Source organism: Neobacillus niacini NBRC 15566 (assembly GCF_001591505.1).
Classification (GTDB): Bacteria; Bacillota; Bacilli; order Bacillales; family Cytobacillaceae; genus Neobacillus; species Neobacillus niacini.
This window is the reverse complement of the sequence record NZ_BCVA01000015.1, coordinates 1-25,157: the sequence shown is the minus strand read 5'-3', so window position 1 is coordinate 25,157 and position 25,157 is coordinate 1. Positions and strand designations below refer to the sequence as shown.

The 25,157-nt window shown below is 37.9% G+C and carries 19 protein-coding genes; 4 read left to right on the top strand and 15 right to left on the bottom strand.

Annotation, left to right across the window (positions count from 1 at the left end):
* Nucleotides 1-157 precede the first annotated feature (157 nt).
* The 11 genes from BANA01_RS13410 to BANA01_RS13360 all read right to left on the bottom strand — a co-directional run bounded on the left by BANA01_RS13410 (nucleotide 158) and on the right by BANA01_RS13360 (nucleotide 15,407).
* On the bottom strand, nucleotides 158-2,890 hold the full coding sequence (locus tag BANA01_RS13410) for a sensor histidine kinase (RefSeq protein WP_063253488.1): 2,733 nt from the start codon (nucleotides 2,888-2,890) through the stop codon (nucleotides 158-160).
* Between the two features lie 27 nt (nucleotides 2,891-2,917).
* A complete protein-coding gene (locus BANA01_RS13405; protein ID WP_063253487.1) occupies nucleotides 2,918-4,480 on the bottom strand; it encodes a response regulator in 1,563 nt (520 codons plus the stop codon).
* A gap of 379 nt (nucleotides 4,481-4,859) precedes the next feature.
* On the bottom strand, nucleotides 4,860-5,120 hold the full coding sequence (locus BANA01_RS13400; protein WP_157411788.1) for a hypothetical protein: 261 nt from the start codon (nucleotides 5,118-5,120) through the stop codon (nucleotides 4,860-4,862).
* Between the two features lie 150 nt (nucleotides 5,121-5,270).
* A complete protein-coding gene (locus tag BANA01_RS13395) occupies nucleotides 5,271-6,152 on the bottom strand; it encodes an ROK family protein (RefSeq protein WP_034677186.1) in 882 nt (293 codons plus the stop codon).
* A gap of 26 nt (nucleotides 6,153-6,178) precedes the next feature.
* Nucleotides 6,179-7,615 carry a glycoside hydrolase family 1 protein gene (locus tag BANA01_RS13390; RefSeq protein ID WP_034677184.1) on the bottom strand — a complete coding sequence of 479 codons (1,437 nt, stop codon included), beginning with the start codon at nucleotides 7,613-7,615 and terminating at the stop codon, nucleotides 6,179-6,181.
* Nucleotides 7,616-7,651: 36 nt separating this feature from the next.
* The gene (locus BANA01_RS13385) at nucleotides 7,652-8,878 is read right to left on the bottom strand and encodes a response regulator transcription factor (protein WP_082799517.1); all 1,227 of its coding nucleotides are present in this window, start codon (nucleotides 8,876-8,878) and stop codon (nucleotides 7,652-7,654) included.
* Complete coding sequence (locus BANA01_RS13380) at nucleotides 8,862-10,607, bottom strand: sensor histidine kinase (RefSeq protein ID WP_235847137.1); 1,746 nt, start codon at nucleotides 10,605-10,607, stop codon at nucleotides 8,862-8,864. Before BANA01_RS13380 ends, BANA01_RS13385 begins: the two co-directional genes overlap by 17 nt.
* A gap of 51 nt (nucleotides 10,608-10,658) precedes the next feature.
* The gene (locus BANA01_RS13375) at nucleotides 10,659-11,540 is read right to left on the bottom strand and encodes a carbohydrate ABC transporter permease (RefSeq protein WP_034677181.1); all 882 of its coding nucleotides are present in this window, start codon (nucleotides 11,538-11,540) and stop codon (nucleotides 10,659-10,661) included.
* A gap of 16 nt (nucleotides 11,541-11,556) precedes the next feature.
* Nucleotides 11,557-12,432, bottom strand: a complete 876-nt coding sequence (locus BANA01_RS13370) for a carbohydrate ABC transporter permease (RefSeq protein ID WP_034677179.1) — start codon at nucleotides 12,430-12,432, stop codon at nucleotides 11,557-11,559.
* 59 nt (nucleotides 12,433-12,491) lie between these two features.
* Complete coding sequence (locus BANA01_RS13365; protein ID WP_034677176.1) at nucleotides 12,492-13,772, bottom strand: extracellular solute-binding protein; 1,281 nt, start codon at nucleotides 13,770-13,772, stop codon at nucleotides 12,492-12,494.
* A gap of 240 nt (nucleotides 13,773-14,012) precedes the next feature.
* Nucleotides 14,013-15,407, bottom strand: a complete 1,395-nt coding sequence (locus tag BANA01_RS13360; RefSeq protein ID WP_034677174.1) for an amino acid permease — start codon at nucleotides 15,405-15,407, stop codon at nucleotides 14,013-14,015.
* A gap of 297 nt (nucleotides 15,408-15,704) precedes the next feature.
* On the opposite strand from BANA01_RS13360, the gene BANA01_RS13355 reads away from it, so the two are divergent.
* The 3 genes from BANA01_RS13355 to alr all read left to right on the top strand — a co-directional run bounded on the left by BANA01_RS13355 (nucleotide 15,705) and on the right by alr (nucleotide 19,606).
* Complete coding sequence (locus BANA01_RS13355) at nucleotides 15,705-16,928, top strand: PucR family transcriptional regulator (RefSeq protein ID WP_034677171.1); 1,224 nt, start codon at nucleotides 15,705-15,707, stop codon at nucleotides 16,926-16,928.
* A 298-nt stretch (nucleotides 16,929-17,226) separates the two neighbouring features.
* A complete protein-coding gene (gene ald, locus BANA01_RS13350; RefSeq protein ID WP_034677169.1) occupies nucleotides 17,227-18,360 on the top strand; it encodes an alanine dehydrogenase in 1,134 nt (377 codons plus the stop codon).
* A gap of 64 nt (nucleotides 18,361-18,424) precedes the next feature.
* Nucleotides 18,425-19,606 carry an alanine racemase gene (gene alr / locus BANA01_RS13345; RefSeq protein ID WP_174524423.1) on the top strand — a complete coding sequence of 394 codons (1,182 nt, stop codon included), beginning with the start codon at nucleotides 18,425-18,427 and terminating at the stop codon, nucleotides 19,604-19,606.
* Between the two features lie 33 nt (nucleotides 19,607-19,639).
* Here the strand turns inward: alr and BANA01_RS13340 are convergent, their stop codons facing one another.
* The 4 genes from BANA01_RS13340 to BANA01_RS13325 form a co-directional block, all read right to left on the bottom strand.
* Complete coding sequence (locus BANA01_RS13340) at nucleotides 19,640-20,266, bottom strand: metal-dependent hydrolase (RefSeq protein WP_034677167.1); 627 nt, start codon at nucleotides 20,264-20,266, stop codon at nucleotides 19,640-19,642.
* 106 nt (nucleotides 20,267-20,372) lie between these two features.
* Complete coding sequence (locus BANA01_RS13335) at nucleotides 20,373-22,163, bottom strand: S9 family peptidase (protein WP_034677188.1); 1,791 nt, start codon at nucleotides 22,161-22,163, stop codon at nucleotides 20,373-20,375.
* 124 nt (nucleotides 22,164-22,287) lie between these two features.
* Nucleotides 22,288-23,178 carry an aminoglycoside phosphotransferase family protein gene (locus BANA01_RS13330; protein ID WP_034677163.1) on the bottom strand — a complete coding sequence of 297 codons (891 nt, stop codon included), beginning with the start codon at nucleotides 23,176-23,178 and terminating at the stop codon, nucleotides 22,288-22,290.
* A 122-nt stretch (nucleotides 23,179-23,300) separates the two neighbouring features.
* Nucleotides 23,301-23,810, bottom strand: a complete 510-nt coding sequence (locus tag BANA01_RS13325; protein ID WP_034677160.1) for a DoxX family membrane protein — start codon at nucleotides 23,808-23,810, stop codon at nucleotides 23,301-23,303.
* Nucleotides 23,811-24,024: 214 nt separating this feature from the next.
* On the opposite strand from BANA01_RS13325, the gene BANA01_RS13320 reads away from it, so the two are divergent.
* Nucleotides 24,025-24,930, top strand: coding sequence for a nuclease-related domain-containing protein (locus BANA01_RS13320; RefSeq protein WP_063253485.1), 906 nt, complete (start codon nucleotides 24,025-24,027; stop codon nucleotides 24,928-24,930).
* The last annotated feature ends 227 nt before the right edge of the window (nucleotides 24,931-25,157 follow it).

Genomic DNA, 25,157 nt, shown 5'->3' with positions numbered 1-25,157 from the left:
TTATACTTTCTTAAGGTTAAATAGCACTATTTTAAGTTCCTTAAAATTTTTAAATGTAAATTAAAACTATTTAAAGCTTTTTTCATTTCTTAAAAAACAAAAAAAAGAGGCTGTTCCAAAGGAAAAGATCCCCTTACAGAAAACCTCTACATTAGTCTTAAATAGCAGCGGGAAGCACAATCGTAACTTTTGTGCCCTCACCTCGTACACTCTCTATACTAAGTCCATATTTTTCACCGAAATGAAGCCGTATTCTCCCATTTACATTATAAATACCGGCTTTATCCAGTGAAGATGAAGCTAGGTGACTTTTTATGATTAACAGTTCTTCTTCTCCTATCCCTACTGCATTATCCTCTACAACGATATGAATTTCGCTTCCTTTAAGCTCACATGAAATATGGATGGTTACCATGTCCTTGGTTTTCCTTGCTCCGTGGTGAATGGCATTTTCTATGACCGGCTGCATAATCAGCTTAACCGTTTTATAATTTAATACATTTTCATCAACATCCCAAATGCATTTAAAATTATCAAACCGGTAGGACATAATCTTAATATAGGTTTTCGCAAATTTAAGCTCATCTCGTAGTGTAATCATAAATTGTTCCCGATTGGTAACAAATCGAAAAAACTGGCTTAAAGACTCTATCATCTCGGTCGCTCTATCGGTCTCATTGGCTTCGACGAGATAGATTAAATTATCGAGCGTATTATATAAAAAGTGTGGATTAATTTGCGACTGCAGCGCATTTAGCTGCAGCTCGCGTTTTTCATATTTTAATTGAATTCGTTCTTGATTCGTTACGATTGTCTCATGAATCAATCCTTCTATTCTCTCCATCATATGATTGAAGTTTTTTGTAAGGGCGTCAACCTCTTCAATTCCAGATAATCGTTCCATTACATCATGATGGGAGCCCTTTAAATCAAAGGTTTGAACCAACTCGTTCAACTGTCCAATCGGCCTGTGCATCCGTTTTGAAATCCAATAGGCAAAGACAAGCAGCAAAAGGATGATGAAAAAAAATAGATAGAGGTCACTGATAAACAATTGATTGACCTGCTTTTGTATATCAGAATAATTGTATTTTGAAATAAATACCCAGTCCAGACCAGTAATTTTTGTGCTGTAAGCATGAACCTTAGACCCATCAGCTTTCAGCATTTTCTCTTTACTATCAAAAACTTTGCCAATATTTAGCGGATTCGGATGGGAAAGAATCATGTTTCGTTTATCTGCGATCAGCATTTCAAGACCCGTTTTTTGCCAATCAGAATAATACTTTTCCAATTGATTGTTTTCAATATCAACGGTTATATAGCCAATAATTTTTGAATATTCCACCGGGGAAAAAACCGGCATCCCAATCACAATGGTAACATTATCAAAGCGGTCCCTTTCTAGTGTATAACTTATCTTCCGACCTGAGACTTCTAAATTTCTCATGAACTCAATAGCTAGTTCCTTCTCCTGACTGTGCATGTTTGTATACAAAATTTTTCCTGACTCATCATAAATTTTGATATTTTGCCGTCTTAATTCAAGGAATTGCTTCCTGTCTACTAATTCTTGGCCTATCTTTTCAGCATCATGATCCATAATGTGAAGCTGGACATTGTTATTATGCGCAATTCGTGCCATCGTCAGCTCTCGTTGGTTAATTTCGTTATTCATCAACCGAGCCATCTTTTCATGGACGGAATGATAGCTTTCCTGCATATCTCCCGAAACAAGTTTAGAAGTTTGTCCATAGAGAATTCCGATAAAAATAAATAGTGGAAGCAAAACGGTTATCACAAAATAAAAAAAGAAGCGCTCCTGTAAGCTTAGTTTTATGCCAAACGTTTTATTTTGCTGTACAAGACTGCTGTAATTCCTGCTTTCTTCGTACTCCTTAATCGATGCGATTAATTGATGAAGCGGCTGAATAACCTTTCGGCCTATCATTCTGGAAAAAATAATCGCAACTAAAGCGGAACAAACGAACGTTACTAAAATCATTTTCCACATTAGCCCAATTTGTTTTTTATAAAAGCCTAATGAATCCTCATAAATAAGCTGAAAATTATAATAGGGGATGCTTGAATAATAGACTCCCTTATCTCCTCTGGATATCAATAACTCCTTTTTACTTTGACTATCTAGCTTTTCCGGATTCTCCCCTTCTACTTGGTCGCCTTTAAAAAAAAGCCTGCCATTTTGATCAAATAAACGAATTTGATCGGCATAAAAGAGAGATTCATCAAGATTTTTTGGATTAATAAAGATTAAAATGACTCCTTTATGAACCCCGTCTGGAGAATTGATATTTGTTCCAAAAAACAGATGATTATTTAAGTCATTCCATTCCGATGCTTTCAACCCGTTTTCCCCAGTAAATGAAGGGAGTTCAATTTTTCTGTTTGCCTCGCCCATGTTAATAAAATAAAAATTATTTTCGACTTCCGTTTTAACCTTCATACCATTAAATTTGAAATCTACATATTTTTGGTCTGAACTGTATTGAGTTGTCGGTGTAATGATGAGGATATTTTCAATAAGTTTATTGTTCTGTTTGATTGTATTCAAATAATCCTCAAAACCCGCATACTGGTAATACTTTTCTGATGGGCTTATCTTTGAACCGCTCAACTCATCGATGTAGCGGATAACAATCTCATTGGTCTTTAAGTTATTTGTCGTATCATAGATATTATTAAACTCTGTCTGCAGCTCATGGGAAATCTGTTCCATTCTTAACTGGATTGACGATTCTTTCTTTTCTTCAATAAAGTTTTTTATTTTTATAAAATATAAACTGCTTAACAGCAAAAGAAATACAAATACAGTGATCAACGAAAATTTTAATAAAAAGGTATGGAAATGAAGCTTTTTAGCTTTTTTCATGGTTTACCTCCTGAAGGCTGACCTCGTTTACTGTCTTCTAAACACAACAGGGGTAACACCTGTTTCATTTTTAAATACTTTGTTAAAATACGAATGGCTTTGGAAACCGACCATATCGGAGATTACTTTGATTTTATAATCTGTATTTTTAAGAAGCAGCACCGCTTTTTCGACACGAACTTGATTGACATAATCGATAAAATTTTGTCCTGTTTCCTTTTTAAAAATCGCACTGAAATAAGCTTGATGCAAGAATAATCGATGTGAAATATCCTCAAGCGTAATCCGTTCCTGATAATTTTCCTTTACATATTCCTTAGCCATAAGGACGTAACTGTTTACATCCTTTTTATCCTGATGCATCAAATCAAAAGAAATCGTTTCCAACATTTGCGTCAGCCATCGCTTTAATTCCTTTAAAGAATCAATCTCGTAAATTCTGCCTAGTACATGCTGCTGATCAATAGACGCAAGAGATAGTCCCTTCTCTTTAAATCGGAACATAAGGATAATAATAAGTTCAGAACAAGAACTGCGTATTTCGGCAATCGGCAGTCCACCAATCTGTTTGTATGGGTCAAAGAAATGATTGACTAAGTCACCAATAGACATTTTTCCATCTGATTTCATTGACTCCATGAGGCGATTTTCAATTTTGTTCACATGGTCTAACATGAAATTTTGTTGTTCTGTATGATTCCCTCTATCACCTTCGACATTCAAATCTTCATAGAAGATTACGATTTCATATTCTTTAAAGTATTTATAGCTATACGCGTAAACCGCCTCATTATAGGAACGGCAAATTTCTTGATACGTGCATACTGAATCGCCAACACCTACCACAAAATTTTCTTGTTCCTTAAATAAGTCACCAAGGTTATCTCTTAGTGAATCAATGAACAAATTAATTTTCGGTAAGAGATTCTGTTTCGAAACAATCTTGGAATCGGTACTTAACACAATCAGACTATTCCCGTAAAACAAAATGGAAACTTGATAGCGATTCCAAAAATTCGCAGCAAGCTCTGTAATCTTCTGCCTGATTGAAAAAGTCGATACCTCTTTAAACATTCGATCAAAGGAAAAAATAGCGACTCTAAAACTTTGGGTATGCTGATTCCACTGGTCCGCATACTGCGATAGATTTTCCCCTTTAATTAAATCCAAGAGCATTAATTCCTCAACTCGATCCACTGCTTTTGCTTCTTCATCTTCTCTTAATTCTTCAGCTAGTTTCGTAAAAACATTGAAAAAGTCATTTTTCATCAATGGTTTTAACAAATACCCCTTCACACCAAAACGAATCGCCTCTTGGGCATATTTAAAATCGTCATAAGCACTTAGAATGACCACTTTTATTTCTGCGTATGATTTTTGAATTTCTTTCGCAAGCTCTAATCCTGTCATCTCAGGCATAAGAACGTCTGTCAATACGGCATGTGGACGCTCCTGTTTAATGAGTTCCAATGCTTCCACGCCATTTTCCGCTATTCCAACTACTTCGAATCCTGCTTCAGACCAAGGAAAAAAATGGGCCAATCGGTCACGGATGTTCTTCTCATCATCAACAATGATTATTTTGTACATTATAAGCCCCCCTTTTTCTATTAAAGTGAAGGTAACAAAATTAGTTTACCAGATAAATTAATAATAGTCATTTTGATGTCAGTGTATTTTTATTGAACTAGTCTATGAAATTATGTAAAAATTCTATCATATTTTTAAGGTTATTGATGGAGGTAAATCGCTCCAAATAATATAAGTGTGGCAATCTCCAAGTAATTTCTCCCCCTGTTGATTGGAGCGGAAGGTGCGAAGACTCCTGCGGGAGTACGGGGCTGGGGAGCCCGCGGAAAGCGAAGCACCTGGAGCGGAAATCAACAGGCCCTCGGCAGGCAGAAAAATAAAAATTGCCGAGAAAGAAACCTTTCTCGACAATCTGAGGAAGAGAATCCCTTCCTTATTCTTATGAAAATCCTGCAACCGTAAATAAGATAGCCAAGCCAACTAATAGGAGGAAAGCCAAATAACCTAAAATACTTAGAATGGTAACAATCCAGCCGACTACCTTTCGATCTGTTTTAATTAAGTAAATTCCTAAAGCAATGGCACCAAAAACAAAACCTAGAATTCCCCATAGAATGGGGTTCTTACCATGCTTTTTAGAATCAATAACTAAATAAATAGTCAGAATGATATTTAAAGCAAGTCCAAAAAAACCTTCCAAAATTCCCTCTCCCTGCTATGCTTAATAGTATATTCTTAATATTATACTATATCAGAAAATACCTTTCCATAACTCATCATTTTTAGAATGGATAAGCAAAAACCGCTTGGATAATTTGTATCCAAGCGGTTTTATCTAAAAATCGAATTCCTAATGAATGTGCATGGCACCGTATACTGCACCTAGTAAGTTAGCATTTTGGCGATGCATACATGCCACGATTTCCGGTTTAATCTTCGCTAAGTCTACTCTTGCTAAAATGCTATCCAGCTTCTCATTGATTCCATCAATCAGTTCGTCTCTAGCACTGATTCCACCGCCAATGACGATTACTTCGGGATCATAAATGTACTGTAAATTATAAATTCCTACGGCCAATAAATGATAGAAATGATGGATAGCTTCGATACAATCCTCATCTCCTGATTCAGCAAGCTGAAAAATTTCTTCACCTGAAATAGACTCTACACCGATTTGCTTTCTTTTTGCGACATTTCTCACCAGCGCAGCTGTTGAAGCCACTCTGCTCCAAACATCATTGCTATCTTGAATATCACCAGTTAGCAGCATATAACCAAATTCGCCACCATGGAGATGAGCCCCTTTATGCAATTGGCCGTTCTTAAACACCGATCCGCCAATTCCGGTTCCAATCACCATAACAAGTACATCCTTTTTCCCCTTTGCTGCGCCGTTCCACAGCTCAGCATAGCCCGCACAATTGGCGTCATTTTCTAAGTAAACCGGCAGTGAAGTTATCTCACTCACCAAATTTTTAATATTTGGTCCGTGTAAATAAGGAATGGCACTAGAACCATAAATCACGCCTTCATCCGAAACAGCACCAGGTGCACTAATCGCAATCCCTTTAACATCCGAATACTTCCCAGACAGTTCTTCAATAACCGAAAGCAATTCATCTAATGTTTTAGGTGTTTTCACTTTATGGTTCTCTAGGATTTCAGCCTTCTCGGTCACTAATCCGTATTTAATAAATGTTCCGCCGATATCAAAAGCTAAATATTTACTCATTTTAAGAAACGCCCCTAGGTAGCTTTTTATTTATAGATATTGTCATCCTGTCCTTCAAATTGTTTGGTTTCGATGACGTCTTTTAGCCAATAAGCAGATTTTTTAAGCGTACGGTTTCGATTTTCTTCGAGGTTAATTTCAACCAAGCCGTAACGATTCTTAAAAGCATTCATAGGTGATACGTTGTCGCTGAAAGCCCAAAGCATATAGCCTGTACAGTTGGAGCCTTCTTCAACACCCTTTAATAACCACTTTAGATGTTCACTAATAAATTCAATGCGGTAATCGTCCTGAATCACGCCTTCTTCATTTTTAAAGCGGTATTCATTTTCCACACCCATGCCATTTTCAGCAATAAACCATTCGATGTTTCCATATTCCTCTTTCATTCGCATAGCGATATCATACATCACCTGAGGATAGATTTCCCAGCCGCGGTGAGGATTCATTTTTCTGCCTGGCAAATCAAAGCTTTCATAATAGTAGGCAGGATGGAAAGGCGTCTCTTCATTCCACGCGGTTGAACGTGCTTTTACACGGTATGGGAAATAGATATTTAATCCCACATAATCAACGGTGTTCTCTTTAATGATTTGCAACTCATCTTCTGTTGCCACGAAAGCAATATCATGCTTGTTCATTAATTCAAACAATTCTTCAGGGAATTCCCCTTTAATCGAAGGATCCAAGAAAATTCTGTTGTAAAATAAATCAAAAATGCGTGCAGCTTTTTGGTCATGTTCAGCAGAAGAACGCGCATAGGCTACCTCTGGATTAATGATGTTACCAATCTTTGCGCCATGTTTTTCTTTTAAGGCCAATTGTTTAAATAAACGAATGACTTTAGCCGTTGCTAAGCTTTTGTTAAAATTCCATTGCATCCATTTCTGCGTATTTTGTTCAAATGGATAACGAACCGCGTCTAAATAGACACGTGTTTGAATAACAATTGGCTCATTGAAAGTAAACCAGTGCTTAACGCGATCACCATAACGCTCAAACACCTTTTCTGCATATTTAACGAATAGATCCACAACATGTTTTGATCCCCAGCCGCCGTATTTCTTAAATAATTCAGCAGGAAGCTCGTAGTGTTCAAGACAAATCATCGGCTCCACGTTATTCTTGATTAACTCATTAATCATATCATCTATATAACTAGCATATTCTTCATCTACTACGGCATTTTCATAATCTAGTAAAAAACGAGACCAGTTAATAGATGTTCTAAAGTTTTGTAAACCTATTTGTTTCATATAACCAATATCTTCTTTATATCGATTCTTAAAATCCGTTGCTACAGCAGGACCATATCCATTATGCCAAACATGTTTATTTTCTTTATACCACATGTCTAGAAAGGAATCCTGTGTCTCTTTTTTTCCTGACCATCCTTCCGTTTGCCATGCAGACACTGCTGCTCCTAGGAAAAAGTCATTCGGTACATTAATTTTCTTTTGCATACTACTTACCTCCAATTTCATAAGTCACTCTTATGATTAATTGATATTGTTTGCCCTTACGTTTCTATACTTTGTTGGCGTATAGCCTGTAAATTTTTTAAACACATCCACAAAGTACTTATATTCTCGATATCCGACCTTTTCAGCTATTTCATTTACATTAAAAGGGGTTTCTTCAAGCAGCTGTTTGGCTGCATCCACACGCAAGGTATTAATATATTCATTAAAACTTTTGCCCGTTTTTTGTTTAAATAAAGAACTGAAATAATTAGGGGAAATATTAATGACGTCCGCTACTTCATGTGCCTTGATTGGTGACGCATAAAAGGTTTTGATATATTGTTCTGCCCTATCCATTAACCAGTCGTTAGCCTTTGACTTATTCGCCAATGATTCACTTACAGGGCTGACAACAACCCCGTCTTCACTAAAAGGAATATACCGGGTATCTTCATATAATCTTAAGTAAACCTCATTCAGCTGACCTATTGTGATGTCAGTATCATTAACAACACCATTTAACTCTTGGAAATCCAAATTCCGAGGAGTAAAATCAGACAAATGATTGGTTACACAAGTGAGTAAGACATTTTTACTTGGAAACACCGATACACATGAAAACCCCTGACTGTTTAACCATTTTTCTACTTGGTTTTCCCAGTCCACAGCCACGTTTTGCAGTTCTTCTTCAGAAAGACCTTTTGTTTTATTTTTATACTCTTTTAACATGGTAACAAAGGGATAAATACGCACATCAGCAAATAAACCCGAATGGTTTGGAGCAGTATCTGGTAAATCTAGAACTTGATGAAAAATAGCATTTTGTAAATTCATCTGATAGATTTGCTGTGCAGCTTTTCTTTCTTCTTGTAAAGTACTGGTGATTTTTGTGATGACCTGTAAAAGCTCATCTACCTCTACCGGCTTCAATAAGTAATCCTTTACACCTAATTGAATCGCCTGCTGTGCGTATTTAAAATCGTCGTACCCACTTATGATAATCATTCGAATATCTGGATAGTTCTCTGCAAGGAATGCCGCCAGTCTCAAGCCATCAACATTCGGCATTCTGACATCGGTTAGGACTAAATCGATATCACCATGTTCCTGAATCTTTTGAATAGCCTCCGCCCCTTCATACGCAAGGTCAACAACTTCCACCATATATTCATCCCACGGAATTGTCTGTTGCAAACCACGACAAATAATGGGTTCATCATCAACAATTAGCATTTTAAAGGGCATACTACTCACCTGTCTCATTTGGAATTAGATTGCGATTATCATTCTCTGATATAGGAAGCTTCAAGCGAATCCATGTTCCCGCAAGAGAATCCAACAACTCGAATTTTGCCTCTTCGCCAAAGGCCATCTCTAAGCGGTCGATGAGATTAGGAATGGCATAGCCGCCTTTCCGTTTATCATCTTCATCCTGTTTCTCACTCTTAAATCCCCAGCCATTGTCGATTACATCTATCCAAATTTCCTCATCAACCTTAAACATGCGAATCTGGATAACGCCCTGTCTAGGCAAATTTTTAAAACCATGAAGGATACTATTTTCTACTAATGGCTGTAAAATTTGCTTAATGATATAGATATCTTTTATTTGATCGTCATAAAAAATACTGTAATTTAAACGATTTCCAATTCGGCTCTTTTGTAACTCCAGGTAGTTTTGAATATAATGAATTTCTTCCTCTACCTTTACCCACATTTTCCCCATGTTTAAATTCATCCGGAATATTTTAGATAACCGCTCAATTAACTGACCTGTTTCCATCGCTTTTTCTAATCGGGCCGTCCAACGAATCATGTCCAGTGTATTGTATAAAAAGTGTGGATCAATCTGGCTTTGAAGAGCCTTCAATTCCGATTCACGCTGCTTAATCTTTAACTTATATTCTCGATTAATATAATTTTGTATGGTTGTGACCATTTGGTTAAATCGGAGTCCTAATTTCCCAATCTCATCTTGTGAAGAGATTTGGACCTTTGCACTGAAGTCGCCTTCTCCCAGCTGCTTTGTTTGCTTCGTCAATTCCACAATCCTTCGGATAAAGGATTGATAAAATCCGACAAAAGCTAATGCTCCAAGTGCTAATAAAAGGAGAATCATAAAAACAAACAAGCCGCGGACATTATATAAACTTTTAACCACTTCTCCCTCATTTACCATCGCAATCGAAACCCAATCCGTTCCTGTAATTGCTTTTTTCACTAGTAAATAGTCACTTTGATCAGCCTTGGTTTTCAACGTTTTATTTTTACCGTTTAAAATCCAGCCGGTTATTTTTGAATCAGGAAAGGGTTTCCCCGCTAATGAAGGATTCTGATGCAGGACGACTTCTCCTTTTTTGTTCAATACAAAATAATCACCAGTTTGGTTAATGGAATTACTTTCAATTGTCTTATATAGCTTAGATTCGTCTAATCGTATTCTCACCATTCCGATAGGTGTGTTGATATGGTTAATATCATTAATAACCCTTGTTAAACTAACAACATTTTTTTTTGCAGATCCATTTTCAATCACTTGATAGGTATTGCTCCAATATGGACGGCCTTCAAGCTCCCTGGCTCCTTGATTCATACTGACTTCATTTCCGATTAAATGGCTGCCAATTTCTAAAACATGTCCATCATTTGCGACCAATAGAATCGAATCGATATAACTATGACTCATAAGCTGAAAGGTAAAATAACCATTAATCCCTGCAACTGCCTCTTTATACTCTGCTTGAGTAAGGTCTTCCTCCGTAGCGGTAAAAAACGTTCGGAAGTTTTTTTCATAGATCATGTAAGAAGACATATTCTCAATCCCACGAATGAGGGAAGTTAAGTTATCTTCATTTTTTTCTAGTTTGTCAACCGCATTTTTTTCAGCCTGCTGCTTAAAAACGGTTGTCGTTTGATAGTAGATAATGCAGCCAATAATAAAGGTTGGTAAGGTAATCAAGAGTAAGAATACGGTGACAAACTTATTTTTCAATCCCCAATTTCGGATCATTGCACATCAGCCTTTTTATTTATTACCGTTAGTTTATCCTTTTACAGCTCCGGCTGTCATACCATTTACAATTTCTTTTTCTAAGAATAAATAGAAAATGATAATTGGTATCATGGACATCGTTAATCCTGCCATCTGTGCTCCATAATTCACGGTAAACTGTCCAGCAAAACTTGCTAGACCTAAAGGCAATGTTTGAAGGGCTGGATCATTTAGCAGTACGAGTGCAAACGAGAACTCGTTCCAGTTATAAATAAAGTTCAAAATGATAACGGTGGCAAGTGCGGGACGGGACATCGGCAAAATAATCGACCAGAAAATCCGGAAAATTCCGCAGCCATCGATAATCGCTGATTCTTCAATATCCTTCGGAAATGCCTTCATAAAACTGGTTAAGATAAAGATCGTAATCGGTAAATGGAAGGCAATGTACGGAAATAATAAGGTAATCGGATTATTTAATAACCCTAAATTTTTCAATAAAATAAACATTGGAACAAGCGTTGCGTGAATCGGAATTAACATCCCGAAAATAAAGAATGTGTACAAGGCGTTCTTAAACTTAAATTCAATTCTTGCTAGAAAATAAGATGCTAACGCGCCGATTAACACAGTAAGAATAGTTGCAAGTAAACATATAAAAATACTATTTTTGAAGAGGACGCCTAAATTAGCAGTGCCCCACGCTTCAATATAGTTATCAATTACCAAAGTCCTAGGTAAACCAAATTGATTCACCGCAAATTCTTTTTCTGACTTAAAAGAGTTAATAATCATCCAAATAATAGGATAAACATTAATCACCGAAAAAATAATCAAGACTGCATAAATGAGGGTATTTTTTACACTCAATTTCCTTGTGCTTTGTGGCAGCGGCAATGCAGATTGTGTTGTTTTTTTAATCGTTGTTTCCATTCTGTGCCCCTCCCCATCAAATAAATTTTTGGCCAAGAACTTTTTTTACAATTCCAATCAAGATAAGACTGAAGAAGAAAATAAATACGGATACCGCACTGCCGTAACCATATTGCAGATTTGAAAATGTCTCATTGAACATATACAACGCCATCACGTCGGTAGAATGTGATGGTCCGCCATGTGTCATAACATAAATTAAATCAAAGGTTCTTAAACTACCGGAAATACACAAAATAATCGCAACAATAACGGTATCCCAAATCATTGGAATGGTTATTTTCCATGTAGTCACCCATTCAGAAGCACCATCCATCTTTGCCGCTTCCATTACTTCTTCCGGTATGTTTTGCAAAGCTGCCAGGAAAATAATTAAATAAAGTCCAACGAATTGCCAAATGACCGTAATACAAACAGCCACCATGGACCATTTTGTATCACCAAGCCAGTTTTGTGCCAAAAAGTCTAACCCAACAGCTCTTAAAATTTCGTTAATCATGCCATCCTTTGTATTGTAAATCAGGCTCCATGTTAGCGAGATAACAACCGTTGATAAGACAACAGGCAGAAAGCCAATGGTTCTAAAAATCTTTAAGCCCTTAATTTTTCGATTTAATAACAGAGCTATAAATAAAGCAATCGGAATCTGTCCAAATACGGAGGCGATGACAACAAAAATGTTATTGCCAACTGAATTCCAAAATAACGGATCTTGAAAAAGATTCTCAAAGTTTTGCAGACCGATAAATTCCATTTCCGAAAAACCGTCCCATTCCATAAAGGAATAATAAAACGATTGGATAATCGGATAGATAGCAAAGACGGTATAAATCAAAAATGCCGGCAGTAAACCGATAATAAGAGCCGCTTTACTTTTTCCAGTTAGTTGCATATTTATCTCCCCTATGAAATGCAGGTTGCCTTAGAGAAGGCAACCTGTATTTTAAAAGATTATTTCTTTCCTTGTTCGTTTTCCTTCTGCATTTCTTCAGCTAATTCTTTAGGTGTCTTTTCACCGATTGTGATCGATTGTAATCCATTGTTAATCATGTCTGTTAACTCAGGTGTTAAGGTAGCATCATAAACTGGTGCTAAACCGCCTTGTGCAAATCCGTTAGCTGTTTTGTAAATTTCAGGAATGCTATCGTCCATTTCTACTTGTACTGGAACAACGATATTAGATTTAGCTAGTCCTTGGTATAACTCATCGCCGTAGAAGAACTGTAAGAATTTAAATGCTGCTTCTTTCTTCTTACCAGATAATTCAGCATTAAGAGCGATACCGCCGCCCGCTGCACCAGATATTTTTGCTGTATCACCTTCGCCGCCAAAGCTTGGGAACGGAGCAACTCCGATATTATCGATATTTTCTACACCTTCAAGGATTGGTCCAATAGCCCAAGAACCTGCGAAGTGCATAGCTGCTTCCCCACTATTGAATAATGTTCTAGATTGAGCTTCGTCAATGGTATTGAAATCTTCATTAAATGCTTTAAGCTTCGCTAATTCTTCCACAACTGCTAATGCTTTTACAAAGTTCTCATCTGTAAAAGAATCTTTACCACTTAACGTGCTTGGTAAGAATTCACTGCCTGTGAAACGGTCTGCAATGGTTGAAATGTATACAGATTGCAGCGGCCAAATCGCTTTATTACCTAATGCAATTGGCGTTACTTTTTGATCATTTAATGCCTTGATTAAATCTTTTAACTCATCATACGTTTTTGGAAATTCTTCAAATCCTGCTTTTGCCAATACATCTTTATGATAGTAAATCAAGCTAGTTTCACTAATATTTGCTGGAATCGCATACTGTTTCCCGTCAACTGCATAATCTTTTAAGATACCTTCTGGGATTTTTCCTTCCCACGTATCAAGGATATCATTTAAAGGAAGTAACACTTTTCCTTCAACTAGAGGCTGAATACGTGCACCAGGCCATACGCGGAACATATCCGGTAATTGCTTTCCTGCTGCTTGTGTTCTTAGCTTTGTTTCATATTGATCATGTGGAATACTTTCAATTTTAACGTGGATACTGCCTTTGTTTTCTTCATTGAATTTAGCAATGATATCTTTATAAACCTTATATTCCGGACGATTTTCAGTCCAGTCATTCCACACGGTAAGTTCTGTGACTTTACTGTCCCCAGAAGTTTTCTCTTCTCCACCGCCGCATGCGGTTAAAAATAGTAATAATAAGCCTAAGACTAAAACGCCTAGCTTCTTCATGGTGTTTCCCCCTTATTAATATCAATCGCTTACATGTCTTATTGTAAAGGTTTTCATTTTTTTCACTATCCGAAAAAATTTAAAAAATATCCGATAATTTACGCTCTTTTTAAAACGGTTACATTTTTTTATCTAACAACAGTATGAGTTAATTTCTTCAAAACAATAAAAAAACGTAAATGGATCAAGTGCCCACTTACGCTTTTTTATAGAGAATTATATTTGGTTGACAGGCACCACTTATATCACTTTTTGAAATTGGTCCTGATTTTGTTTATCTCGTTTATGATATCCCTTACCATAATAGAAGGCAGTTAAAATTCCGAGCCAAAGCGGTCCAACGATTAAAGCAATTCTTGTATCTGGGAAGAATGCCATTAATCCTACAACTAGTAATAAGAATGCTAATGAAAAGTAGGATGTGAATGGGAATAATGGCATTTTATATTTTAATCCGTTCAATTGATTTGGCGTTAGGCTCTTACGGTACTTGATTTGTGATAATAAAATCATCGACCACGTCCAAATTGCACCAAACGTTGAAATCGCTGTTACCCATGTAAATACTTTTGCCGGGACTAAATAGTTAAGAACAACACCTACTAATAGTGCACCCCCTGTTACTAAAACCGCAGCACTCGGAACACCATTCTTGTTTAATTTACCAAGACTCTTTGGTGCTTCATCATTTTCAGCTAAGTTGAATAACATACGTGCTGTACTGAAAATACCACCGTTACACGAAGATAACGCAGCCGTTAAGACAACAAAGTTAATGATACCAGCTGCAGCAGGGATTCCAAGCTTATCAAAGGTCAAAACGAACGGACTGCCTTGTGCACCGATTTCGGTCCAAGGATAAATCGACATAATGACAAACAAGGCACCTACATAGAAAATAAGAATTCGCCAGAAGACAGTATCAATCGCTCTAGATAATGTTTTTTCCGGATTCTTTACTTCCCCGGCAGTAATACCAATCATCTCAATACCTAAGAAAGCAAACATAACCATTTGCAGGGACATTAATACCCCAGTAATCCCATTCGGAAGAATTCCTCCATTCTCCCAAAGATTGCTGATGCCAGTAGCAATACCGCCATTACCAATCCCTAAAACAATCATTCCCAGACCACTTACAATCATGAATAAGATGGTAATAATCTTAATTAATGCAAACCAAAATTCAAGTTCACCATAGGCTTTTACATTTAGAAAATTGACGGAAGCCATAATAATGAGTGCTGCCAATGCCCAAATCCAGCGTGGTACATCAGGGAACCAATACTCCATGTAGATTCCTGCAGCCGTAATTTCAGCCATACACGTTACAACCCATAAAAACCAATAATTCCATCCTGTTAAGAAACCAGGCAAAGCACCTAAATAGTCACGAGCATATTGACTGAAGGATCCAGCAACAGGTTTTTGAATTGCCATTTCCCCAAGTGCTCTCATAATAAAGAACATAATCATACCGGCAAATGCATAACCGAGAATAATACCTGGTCCAGCAAGCTTAATCGCAGTGGCTGAACCTAGAAACAGACCTACCCCAATGGCTGCTCCTAGTGACATGAGCGTAATGTGTCTTTCTTCTAAACCTCGTTGTAATTGATTTGGATTTTTTTGCATAGTCTACCCCCTCTAATAGTTTAAATCTCCTATTTCCCTTTTTCACTAAAAAAGTTACAATATTATTCTAAATAAAACCTACTGTTTATATTTAAATAATATCCTCCTATTCTTTTTCGGAATGATAGCGTTTACAATGTGTGTTAGATGAAGAAAAGTTAAAACTTTGTGAAATTAATATAACATATCTGTGAACATTTTATATTGTAGAATAAATACAAATCTATTAAAAAAATATTGTTTTAAATAACAAATACGTTACAGATTGCACAATCTCATTGATAAAGGTGGTAATTTATGAAAAATGATCCGTTTCGCGCCAGCTTTGATAGTCTAGAAGAATTTGCAGATATGGTAAGTGAAGTGTTACATTGTCCGATAACGATAGAAGACGCGAACCACCGTCTTCTTGCCTACAGTACCCATGATGATCGAACCGACCCGGCACGAATTGCCACAATCATCGGCCGTCGTGTTCCGGAAAAGGTCATTAATTCCTTATGGAAGGAAGGGGTCATTCCTTCACTATTAAACAGTCGTGATCCTATCCGAGTTAAGACGGTAGATGAGATTGGACTGGGAAATAGGGTTGCTGTATCCATTTGGAAAAACGATGAAGTGCTCGGTTTCATTTGGGCGTTAGAGATTGAAAAAACACTAGGCGAAGAAGAAATGAACTGTTTGAAGCAAGCCGCAGACGCAACAAAAAACAAACTGATTCAACTGCAAAACCGCAAAAATAAAAAAGAAGAGCAATTTCAAGAGTTTTTTTGGCAGCTATTAACAAGTCACCTTTCTACCAATGAAGAAATTATAAATAAGTTTCATGCGCTGCAAATTTCGCCTCCTTCATCCTTTGCAGTTGCCGTTTTTCAATTTTCTAAAGAATTAGGCAGAGATGATGAAAAGCATATCGCTTACCTGTTAAAAACAATTCAAATGCCAAAAATCCTGCTGCACACCATTGACCATCAACAATTAGTCTTGTTTATTTCCCTTGATGGTATTCAGAAGCCAGTGAATAAACTAAATGCATTTTGTGAGCTATTTGTTGCCAAAATGAAGGAAAGATTTGGAATTGACTCCATTGTTCAGGGCTATAGTAGTGTTTATAGTGATTTAGGTAAAGTAGAAAAATCGTACAAAGAAGCGCGAACCGTATTATCAGTAAAAAGAAAATTCCCTCGTGAAGCAAAAGAAATCCATGGCTATCAAAGTCTCGGAATCTATAAATATATCGATGTATTGATTGAAAAATCCGGTACAGATCAAAATGAAAACTATTCTCTGAAAAAGCTTCAGGAATATGATAAAAAAAATAACACCGATCTCGTCGAAACATTAGAAGTCTTTCTAAACCATGACAGCAATGTCCATGAAGCCGCAAATCAATTAAATGTACACACCAACACACTAAATTACCGTCTCAAACGTATATCAGAAATCGGTGAAATCAATCTCAAAGATCCAAACCAAAAAATAACCCTTTACCTAGACCTTAAACTAGAAAAGTTTAAATAAATGGTAACACCCAAAAGGTGTCCACCTCAGGTGGACACTGTCCACGGACGGTGACAGGCACCAGACACCTAGGAGGGGCTCGCTTTCCGTTTGAATATTTAAACAAAACAAATTTTATTTTTTTTACTTTTTATCCCATGTGATTTTTCCTTTTATATCAAGGAATTTGTGAACGTTTTGTGTAATTTCACAAATTGAGTTCTCGTATTTCTGCTTTCTAAACAAAGAAAAATTGTTTCGAAGGGATTATTCTAAAGTCAGAAAAAATCACTAAAGACTTCCAAGGGGGATAACGAGAATGATTATTGGTGTAGTGAAGGAAATCAAAAACAATGAAAACCGTGTGGCATTAACTCCAGCAGGTGTTGTTTCATTCGTACAAGCTGGACATAAAGTCTTAGTTGAAAAAGGGGCTGGAATTGGAAGCGGTTTCGTAGATGTAGACTATACTCAAGCAGGCGCAGAAATCATTGAGCCAGCAGCTGATGTTTGGAATCAGTCTGAAATGATTATGAAAGTAAAAGAACCGCTTGAAAGTGAGTACAAATACTTCCGCCCAGGGTTAGTATTATTTACGTACCTGCATTTAGCAGCAGAGCCTGCATTAGCTCAGGCACTTAAAGATAGCGGTGTCATTGCTATTGCCTACGAGACAGTTTCTGTTAACCGCACGCTTCCACTTCTAACACCAATGAGTGAAGTAGCTGGCCGTATGTCCGCACAAATCGGGGCGCAATTCTTACAGAAATTCAATGGCGGTAAAGGGATTCTGCTTGCAGGTGTTCCAGGGGTCAGCCGTGGTAAGGTTACGATCATTGGCGGCGGTATTGTCGGAACAAACGCTGCAAAAATGGCGATTGGTTTAGGTGCAGATGTTACGATTATCGACTTAAGTGCAGACCGTCTTCGTTACTTGGATGACGTTTTCGGAAACCAAATTAAAACATTAATCTCAAATCCATTTAACATTGCTGAAGCAGTGAAAGAAGCCGACTTAGTGATTGGTGCGGTACTAATTCCAGGGGCAAAAGCGCCTAAACTAGTTACAGAAGAAATGGTTAAAACGATGAAACCTGGTTCTGTAATCGTGGACGTTGCGATTGACCAAGGCGGAAGCGTTGAAACGATTGACCATGTAACCACTCATGATAACCCAACATTTGAGAAACATGGTGTTGTTCACTACTCTGTTGCGAACATGCCTGGAGCGGTTCCAAGAACATCTACAATGGCTCTTACAAATGCGACGGTTCCATATGCATTGCAAATTGCCAATAAAGGTGTGGTGAAGGCCATTTCTGAAAATCCGGCATTAAAGCTTGGAGTAAACGTGGCGAACGGTGAAATCACCTATGAAGCGGTAGCAAGAGACCTTAAATATGTATATGTACCAGTGGAAATTGCATTGGAAAAGGAAGTTGTATTGAACTAACCATCTTGGTACCCTCAAGTTTATCTTGAGGGTATTTTCATAGGAAATTCTGGGGGGAAGACTTGTGATTCAAAAAAGCTATCGAGATACGTGGGCTGAAGTTTCGTCAGAAGCCATTAAACATAATACAAACCAATTTAAAAATTATATTGGATCCTCCGTGAACTTAATGGCCGTGGTGAAAGCGGATGGTTATGGCCACGGTGCTGTCCAGATAGCCAATGCCGCTGTAGAAGCGGGCGCTGATTATCTGGCAGTGGCTATTTTGGATGAAGCAATCGAACTGCGTGAGGCAGGGATAACAGAGCCTATTTTAATATTAGGATATACCCCGCCCCGCTCCATTCGGCAGGCCATTATGGCTGGAGTTGATTTAACGGTTTTTAGTGAGGATGTACTGGACGAAATTATTTTTCAGACCGAAGAGCTTCAAAAAACAGCAGCCATCCATTTGAAAATCGATACCGGTATGACCCGAATCGGTGTTCAAACCCGTGAAGAAGCACTGGATTTAGCATTGAAAGCATTGGAATCACCCTTTATTGTTCTGAAAGGTATTTTCACGCACTTTGCTAATGCAGATAGTGAGGATCCATCTTATACATTGGAACAATTCGAACGGTTTCTTTCTGCTACCAGCTATTTAGAAGACATAGGAATTTCTATCCCGCTAAAGCATTGTTGTAATACGGCGGGGACAATGAATTTTCCAGAAATGCACCTAGATATGGTCCGTGTCGGAATTGGGTTATATGGTCTGTATCCCGACATGTCGTTAAAGGAACATACGATTTCACTTCAGCAAGCGATGACGCTTAAAACAAAAATTGCTGGACTCAAAAAGGTAGCTAAATCGCAGCCAATTAGCTATGGCTGCACCTATACTCCTTCAAGTGAACGTATGATTGCCACTCTTCCAATCGGATATGCCGACGGTCTCTCCAGACATCTTTCCAACTGCGGGCAATTTCTTCTAAATGGACAAAAGGTTTTAGTAGCAGGCCGTGTCTGTATGGACCAAACGATGATTGATGTTACCACCGTACCTTCCTGCCAGCAGGGTGATGAAGTTGTTATTTTTGGAGGAAATGACAAAGCGTTTCAATCCGTTGATGAGATTGCCCTGCTCATGGGGACGATTAACTATGAGGTTGTCTGTTTAATCGGGAAGCGTGTTCCGCGGCTTTATCCGGCTGCTGGAAACGAGGCTCGCCGGCAAGTCTTGCAAACTGTGGAATTTATATAAAAAAACAGGTCACATCAACCTAGATGTGACCAGCTATAATTCTATCTTTGATAATGGTAAAAACAACTTAATACCACGCCTATTAAACGGTAATATTTTTAAATCAGCAATTAAATGACTGATATATCCCCCAAGACAGGCATAAAAAACCCCTTCGATTCCCAGTGATCCTTCAAGTTTTGAAGAAATGACCCCAAAGAAAATGACGCCTAAGATAGAATGTGTATAACTGCGATGCGAGGAGATAGATGCAATGACAATGTAAACCCCAAGCAAAATCAGCCATACTTCCGAAAGCGAGATTCCCCCCGCAAGGACACCAATTCCTGTAATCGTGAGCATATGCTTTTGTTTAATGAGCGAAGAAACACCTATGATGGCCAATCCGCTCGCTATGCCGAACCACTGCTCTTGTGCCCTTCCTTCATAAAAACTATAAAACACCATTAAAACTCCAATTAATACTGCCGCCAAGCGAATTACCTTATGGGATAAAGTAATTTTACCGCGAAGCTTTCCATCAATATCCAAATCAGGCATCAAACCTGAAACCGCTCCTAGTCCAACGAGAATGATGGTTTCTGTTGGATTGGAATGAAAGGTGTTGGCAGCGACAAATCCTGTTGCGGCTCCAATGGCTGTATGTGCGGTACCATTCAATGTTAGTTCCACCTCTATTAGTATAATAAATCTTATCATACAACAAAACATTTGTTCTGTTTAGAGATTTCATCTAAAATCGGACTATTAGCCTATGAAAATATTGCTATTTTGACTTTCCTAAATAGTTTTCAAGAAACTCCGCCATTTCTGTATAGGAATTTATTTTATTTTTTAATTTCATCATCGTATGTCCTTCCTCTTCAATACGAATATACCGGACTGGATGATTTCGTTTCTTGAGTTTCGTGACAATCTGATCTGACTCTTGAATTGATACGCGAGGATCATTTACGCCATGAATAATCATGAGCGGAGCTTTAATCTTATCAGCATGATTCAACGGGTCAATTTGATCAAAAAACTCGCCATCCTTTTCAATCGTACCGTATTCCGCCTCACGCAGTTTTTTTCGCCACGGGCTGGTCGTTTGCAGGAATGTTCGGATACTTGACATTCCTACAATATCGATGGCTGCCGCCCAGCGCTCCGGAAAGTGGCTGATGGCAGCCAGAACGATAAATCCACCATAGCTTCCACCAACAATCGCTGCCTTATCTTCCTGAATATCACCTGTTTTTTTCAGCCATTCCATTAAAAAAATAACATCCTTAACCGCGTCCATTCGCTTTCGCCCATCATCGAGATGTGTGTAGGTCTTTCCATAACCAGTACTTCCTCGTATATTAGGGGCCACCACCGCATAACCCTGGTTTAAGAAATATTGCAAAAAAGGGCTGTACACCGCACGGCTTTGGCTTTCAGGTCCACCGTGAATATAGACAACCACAGGGGTTTTTCCACCTTTACGATTGGGCTTGTAGTAAAAAGCTGGTATAGAAAGCTGATCGAAAGACGGAAACGAAATTAACTCAGGCTCTACTAGCTTTTCCTCTAGAAGCGGCGTGCGCGAGATGTAGGTAAGCCGCTTTGCCTGAAGGGTATTAATATCCACCTCCCATATATCCGGTGGATGGGTGGGGCCATTTAACACAAAGCCCAGCTTTTGCTGATTCGGTGAAAATCTGAGATTATATATCGCTCCCATTGGGGTATCCCATGTATACAATTTACTTCGGTCCAAGTCCACAAGATAGCCCTTAGAAACTCCCCCTTCATTCACGGAAAAAGCGATTTTATTCTTAGCCTTATTCATGGCTAGGTCTTCAATATCCCATTCCTGCCTTTCCAGCCAAGTCAATTGTTTTGTAGAGATCTCAATTACCGCGAGTCCAAAGAACTCACTATCCTGATTGGTTAACAGGTAAAGATGATCTCCTTCCCTATTAAAATGAAAATTCTTATAACTGGCTTCATCCTTATGCGCAGTAATCCAATCCATTTTTCCTGTAGAAAGTGAAAATACCCCTAAATCATGATCAAGGGGAGAGTTTGCTTTTTTTACTAAAAGCGACTTTCCATCAGGAAACCACTTCTCAACCATATAGGTTCCATCTTGGGTAAATACCCGGCGAATTTCCAACGTCTCCAAGTTTTGAATATAAATATCTAAATAAGCTTCATTCCGTCTGTTACTAGACCAAGAAATCCACTTTCCATCCGGTGAGCTGTCGCCAAATAAGTGAAGATGTTTCGGCGAGTTGGTTAAAGCGATTTTTTCACCATTCTCCTTCAATAAGTACAGCTGCTCCTTTTCATCACCGTCGCTATCCATTCCATAAACTAAGTCGGACGTTCCAGCAATATATTTAATAAAGGTGATTCCTTTCATGGTAAAAGAGGTTTGCGCCGGCCACCTGTCCTCCCGGTCAAGCTCCCATACCTGGGGTACCCCTGTAAAATCAGAAATAAAGCTAATTTTCTTTCCCCTCGGGTCGTATTCAAAACTTTTTACCATTCGAACGTGGATATAAGGGTCAATGGTTATTTCCTTCATTCCATTCCCACCATTCACTTGGACTTTTAGGCTGTGTTAAAATATCCTCCTTTCATTCTATTTAAAATGGTTTCTGTTCATTCAGTTTTATTAGACAAAAAAAGACGATTCAATTTGAATCGCCCTACCCTAGAAATTCAATAAACCATTTGACACATTCGTACGTTGTTTCCCAATCAGCTAGATCCTCTACACCCCAGCAAGCATATAGTGTTCCTAATGCAATTGCAGCCTTCAACAATCGTTGTCGATCAAGCCCCATTTGTTCACTGATTGTATCGACACGAAGCTTTAGCGTACTTTTTGGATCAGCCTTTGATTCTAATTGATTAATTAAAAACGAAACGACATCAAAATAGGGGTCTCCTGCAACACCTTTTGGGTCAATCGCCATCCAGCCCTTTTCCTCGGAATAGAGTATATTCTCATGATGTAAATCACCGTGCAACAGTTCAGGTCCTTTCGATGTTTCCATTACCTCTTGAAAAAATTCTTCTGCTAACTGAACATGTTCCAATGAAATAGGCCCCTCTCCGGCATTACGATAGCGAGTTAGCCCATCAAACCAGTGTGTGAGCGATGGCGTCGAGGTTCCACCAGGTACCGGTCTGCGAATAGCCTTACAAACCTTTATAAAGTTTTCTATAACCACCATCTCATCACGTTCCGCTGAAAGCATTGTGCCTGGGACAATTCGTTCCAGCAGCATGACGCCATTTTCGGGATCTGACTTTAAAAGCTGAGCACACCCTTCTCCATTATAGGCTTTGAGGGTCACCATCTCATTTCTCGTATCAAAGTTTGGTACCCCTAGTTTTAAAATCAAAGGGGTTCCATTTGAATCTCTGACTTTTAAAACGAAATTATAAGAAAGATTATCTACTGGACCTTCACTCGTAAGCTCCCATTTTTGTAAATATGTCTCGACTCTTTGCTCTAAAGAATCTATCCACGCCTTCCCAGCATGGCCAAAAGCATTGGTGATTTTCTCCTGAAATTCACTAGAAATTTTCATATGATTGCTCCTTATTTTTACGATTACCAGAATGATTAATTCAACATTTCACTTCTCAACTCCTTTTTTTAAATTCAAAAAGACGATTCGGGGGGAGCGAATCGTCTTTTTGCGCCTACTAGTTAGGCTGCTGCTTTATGTTTTGAAGTATTAGTCTTTGTTGTTTTACGAATAAATGGAACCACCCAGCGGTCTAAACCATATCTGCCTGCGTTGTAACCTGCAGTTAAGATGATGAAGCCTAAAAAGATGTCAGTTGGGTTATGAGATACTGTTCCTGCTAAGAAAAAGCTGAAGTTCATCACTAGACCAAAGAACATTGCGGCTGTTGTTAAACATCCTAGTAGTAATCCTAATCCAATTAATGTTTCTCCCCAAGGCACAATGAAGTTGAATACATCAATGTTTGGCAGGGCAAAGTGTTTTAAGAAATCTACATACCAAGCATATACCATGTTGCCATCCGGACCTGTTACTGGTTTTGCAATCGATCCTTTTAAGAATCCAGAAGCGTCAAATCCGCCTGTGATTTTATGAAAACCTGCTGTGAACCAAGAATAACCAAGATATAAACGAATAACGGTTAAAATAGCAGCTGAGATCTTATTTTCTCTTAAAAAATTGTTAAACATAAGTCATTCCGCCTTTCAAATTTAACTTGTTCTCTATACTTACACTATACTCGTTTTTACCTTGGATAACATAGATATGTGAATCATTTCACAATACGTTCAAAATGGTTTGACGGAAGTTTGAACAGCGGAATGTAACTCTTATTTTTAACAAAGTATTCATACTCTTGGTTCTGATTTTTCTATATGATTGAAAGTAGAAAGGATGTGGAATATGCCATATAAAGCCCGAAGCGAATCAGTTTTATTAAAGACTCTAAGAATCCTAAATAAACGGATGAAATTAACCGACGATGAACATAGGTATTATTTAAACCAAGAAAAAGGATTTGAAGGGGAAGTCCAGTTTGATTTATTGACAGAGAAACTTCAACGCAGCTGTCATATTTTGAATGATTTACAGCTTGAGAGTAATAAGTCCAGTTTTCAACTTGATTCATCACTTATTTTTCAAGAAACCTATTCCCTTTTTGAGGTGAAAAATTTTGAAGGAGAGTACGTTTATGACTCTGAATATTTTAAAACACCCTCCGGAAAGGATATCCAAAATCCACTTGATCAACTTAAACGTAGTAAATTATTTCTGAATCAGGTTCTTCAATCACTAGGAAGTAAATTAACAATTGAAGCATATGTCATTTTTATCAACCCCCATTTTACGTTATATCAAACTCCTCCTGATTTGCCTTTTATCCTTCCAACCCAGCTCGATCCCTTTATGAAAAAATTAGATCAAAAACCGTCACGGCTCAATCAGACGCATACGAATCTGGCGGACAAACTCATTTCATTGCACCAAACGGTACCACCTATTATCCATCTACCCACCTACACCTATGAAAATCTGAAAAAAGGGATGACTTGTTGCAAATGTAACACTTTTTCTGTGAGAATAGTGGGGAAGAAATTAATCTGTGGTAAATGTGGATTCGAAGAATTAGTAGCAACCGCTGTTCTTCGTAATGTAGAAGAATTTAGGATACTTTTTCCTGAGCGGAAAGTCACCGCTAAAATTATTCATGAATGGTGTGGGATTGTGGATTCTCGGAAAAGAATAAGCAGGGTATTGCAGAAGAATTTTAAAATGACAGGCCTGGGGCAATGGGCCTTTTACGAATGAGAGATAGATTTATAGGTTGAGTATTGAGTTTTGTCCTTAAGAGAACGTCTTAAGGACTTTTTTTATTAGTTCTCAAACCCTGCTTTGGGGACAATTCTTGTAAACTTGCTCTTGGGTTTGTCCTCTATCCACATGCTTAGAGACAAATGTTAATAACTTGCTCTTGGATTTGTCCCCAATCCCACTGCTTGGGGACAAATCTTAACAACTCGCTCTGGGTTTTGTCC

Bases quoted from the DNA above. Each gene is read 5' to 3' on its own strand.
- BANA01_RS13390 (WP_034677184.1), bottom strand. From the start codon at position 7,615: ATGCAAAAGAAAATTAATGTACCGAATGACTTTTTCCTAGGAGCAGCA.
- BANA01_RS13395 (WP_034677186.1), bottom strand. From the start codon at position 6,152: ATGAGTAAATATTTAGCTTTTGATATCGGCGGAACATTTATTAAATAC.
- ald (WP_034677169.1), top strand. From the start codon at position 17,227: ATGATTATTGGTGTAGTGAAGGAAATCAAAAACAATGAAAACCGTGTG.
- BANA01_RS13375 (WP_034677181.1), bottom strand. From the start codon at position 11,540: ATGGAAACAACGATTAAAAAAACAACACAATCTGCATTGCCGCTGCCA.
- BANA01_RS13320 (WP_063253485.1), top strand. From the start codon at position 24,025: ATGCCATATAAAGCCCGAAGCGAATCAGTTTTATTAAAGACTCTAAGA.
- BANA01_RS13325 (WP_034677160.1), bottom strand. From the start codon at position 23,810: ATGTTTAACAATTTTTTAAGAGAAAATAAGATCTCAGCTGCTATTTTA.
- BANA01_RS13410 (WP_063253488.1), bottom strand. From the start codon at position 2,890: ATGAAAAAAGCTAAAAAGCTTCATTTCCATACCTTTTTATTAAAATTT.
- BANA01_RS13335 (WP_034677188.1), bottom strand. From the start codon at position 22,163: ATGAAGGAAATAACCATTGACCCTTATATCCACGTTCGAATGGTAAAA.
- BANA01_RS13355 (WP_034677171.1), top strand. From the start codon at position 15,705: ATGAAAAATGATCCGTTTCGCGCCAGCTTTGATAGTCTAGAAGAATTT.
- BANA01_RS13405 (WP_063253487.1), bottom strand. From the start codon at position 4,480: ATGTACAAAATAATCATTGTTGATGATGAGAAGAACATCCGTGACCGA.
- BANA01_RS13360 (WP_034677174.1), bottom strand. From the start codon at position 15,407: ATGCAAAAAAATCCAAATCAATTACAACGAGGTTTAGAAGAAAGACAC.
- BANA01_RS13385 (WP_082799517.1), bottom strand. From the start codon at position 8,878: ATGAGACAGGTGAGTAGTATGCCCTTTAAAATGCTAATTGTTGATGAT.
- BANA01_RS13370 (WP_034677179.1), bottom strand. From the start codon at position 12,432: ATGCAACTAACTGGAAAAAGTAAAGCGGCTCTTATTATCGGTTTACTG.
- BANA01_RS13330 (WP_034677163.1), bottom strand. From the start codon at position 23,178: ATGAAAATTTCTAGTGAATTTCAGGAGAAAATCACCAATGCTTTTGGC.
- BANA01_RS13365 (WP_034677176.1), bottom strand. From the start codon at position 13,772: ATGAAGAAGCTAGGCGTTTTAGTCTTAGGCTTATTATTACTATTTTTA.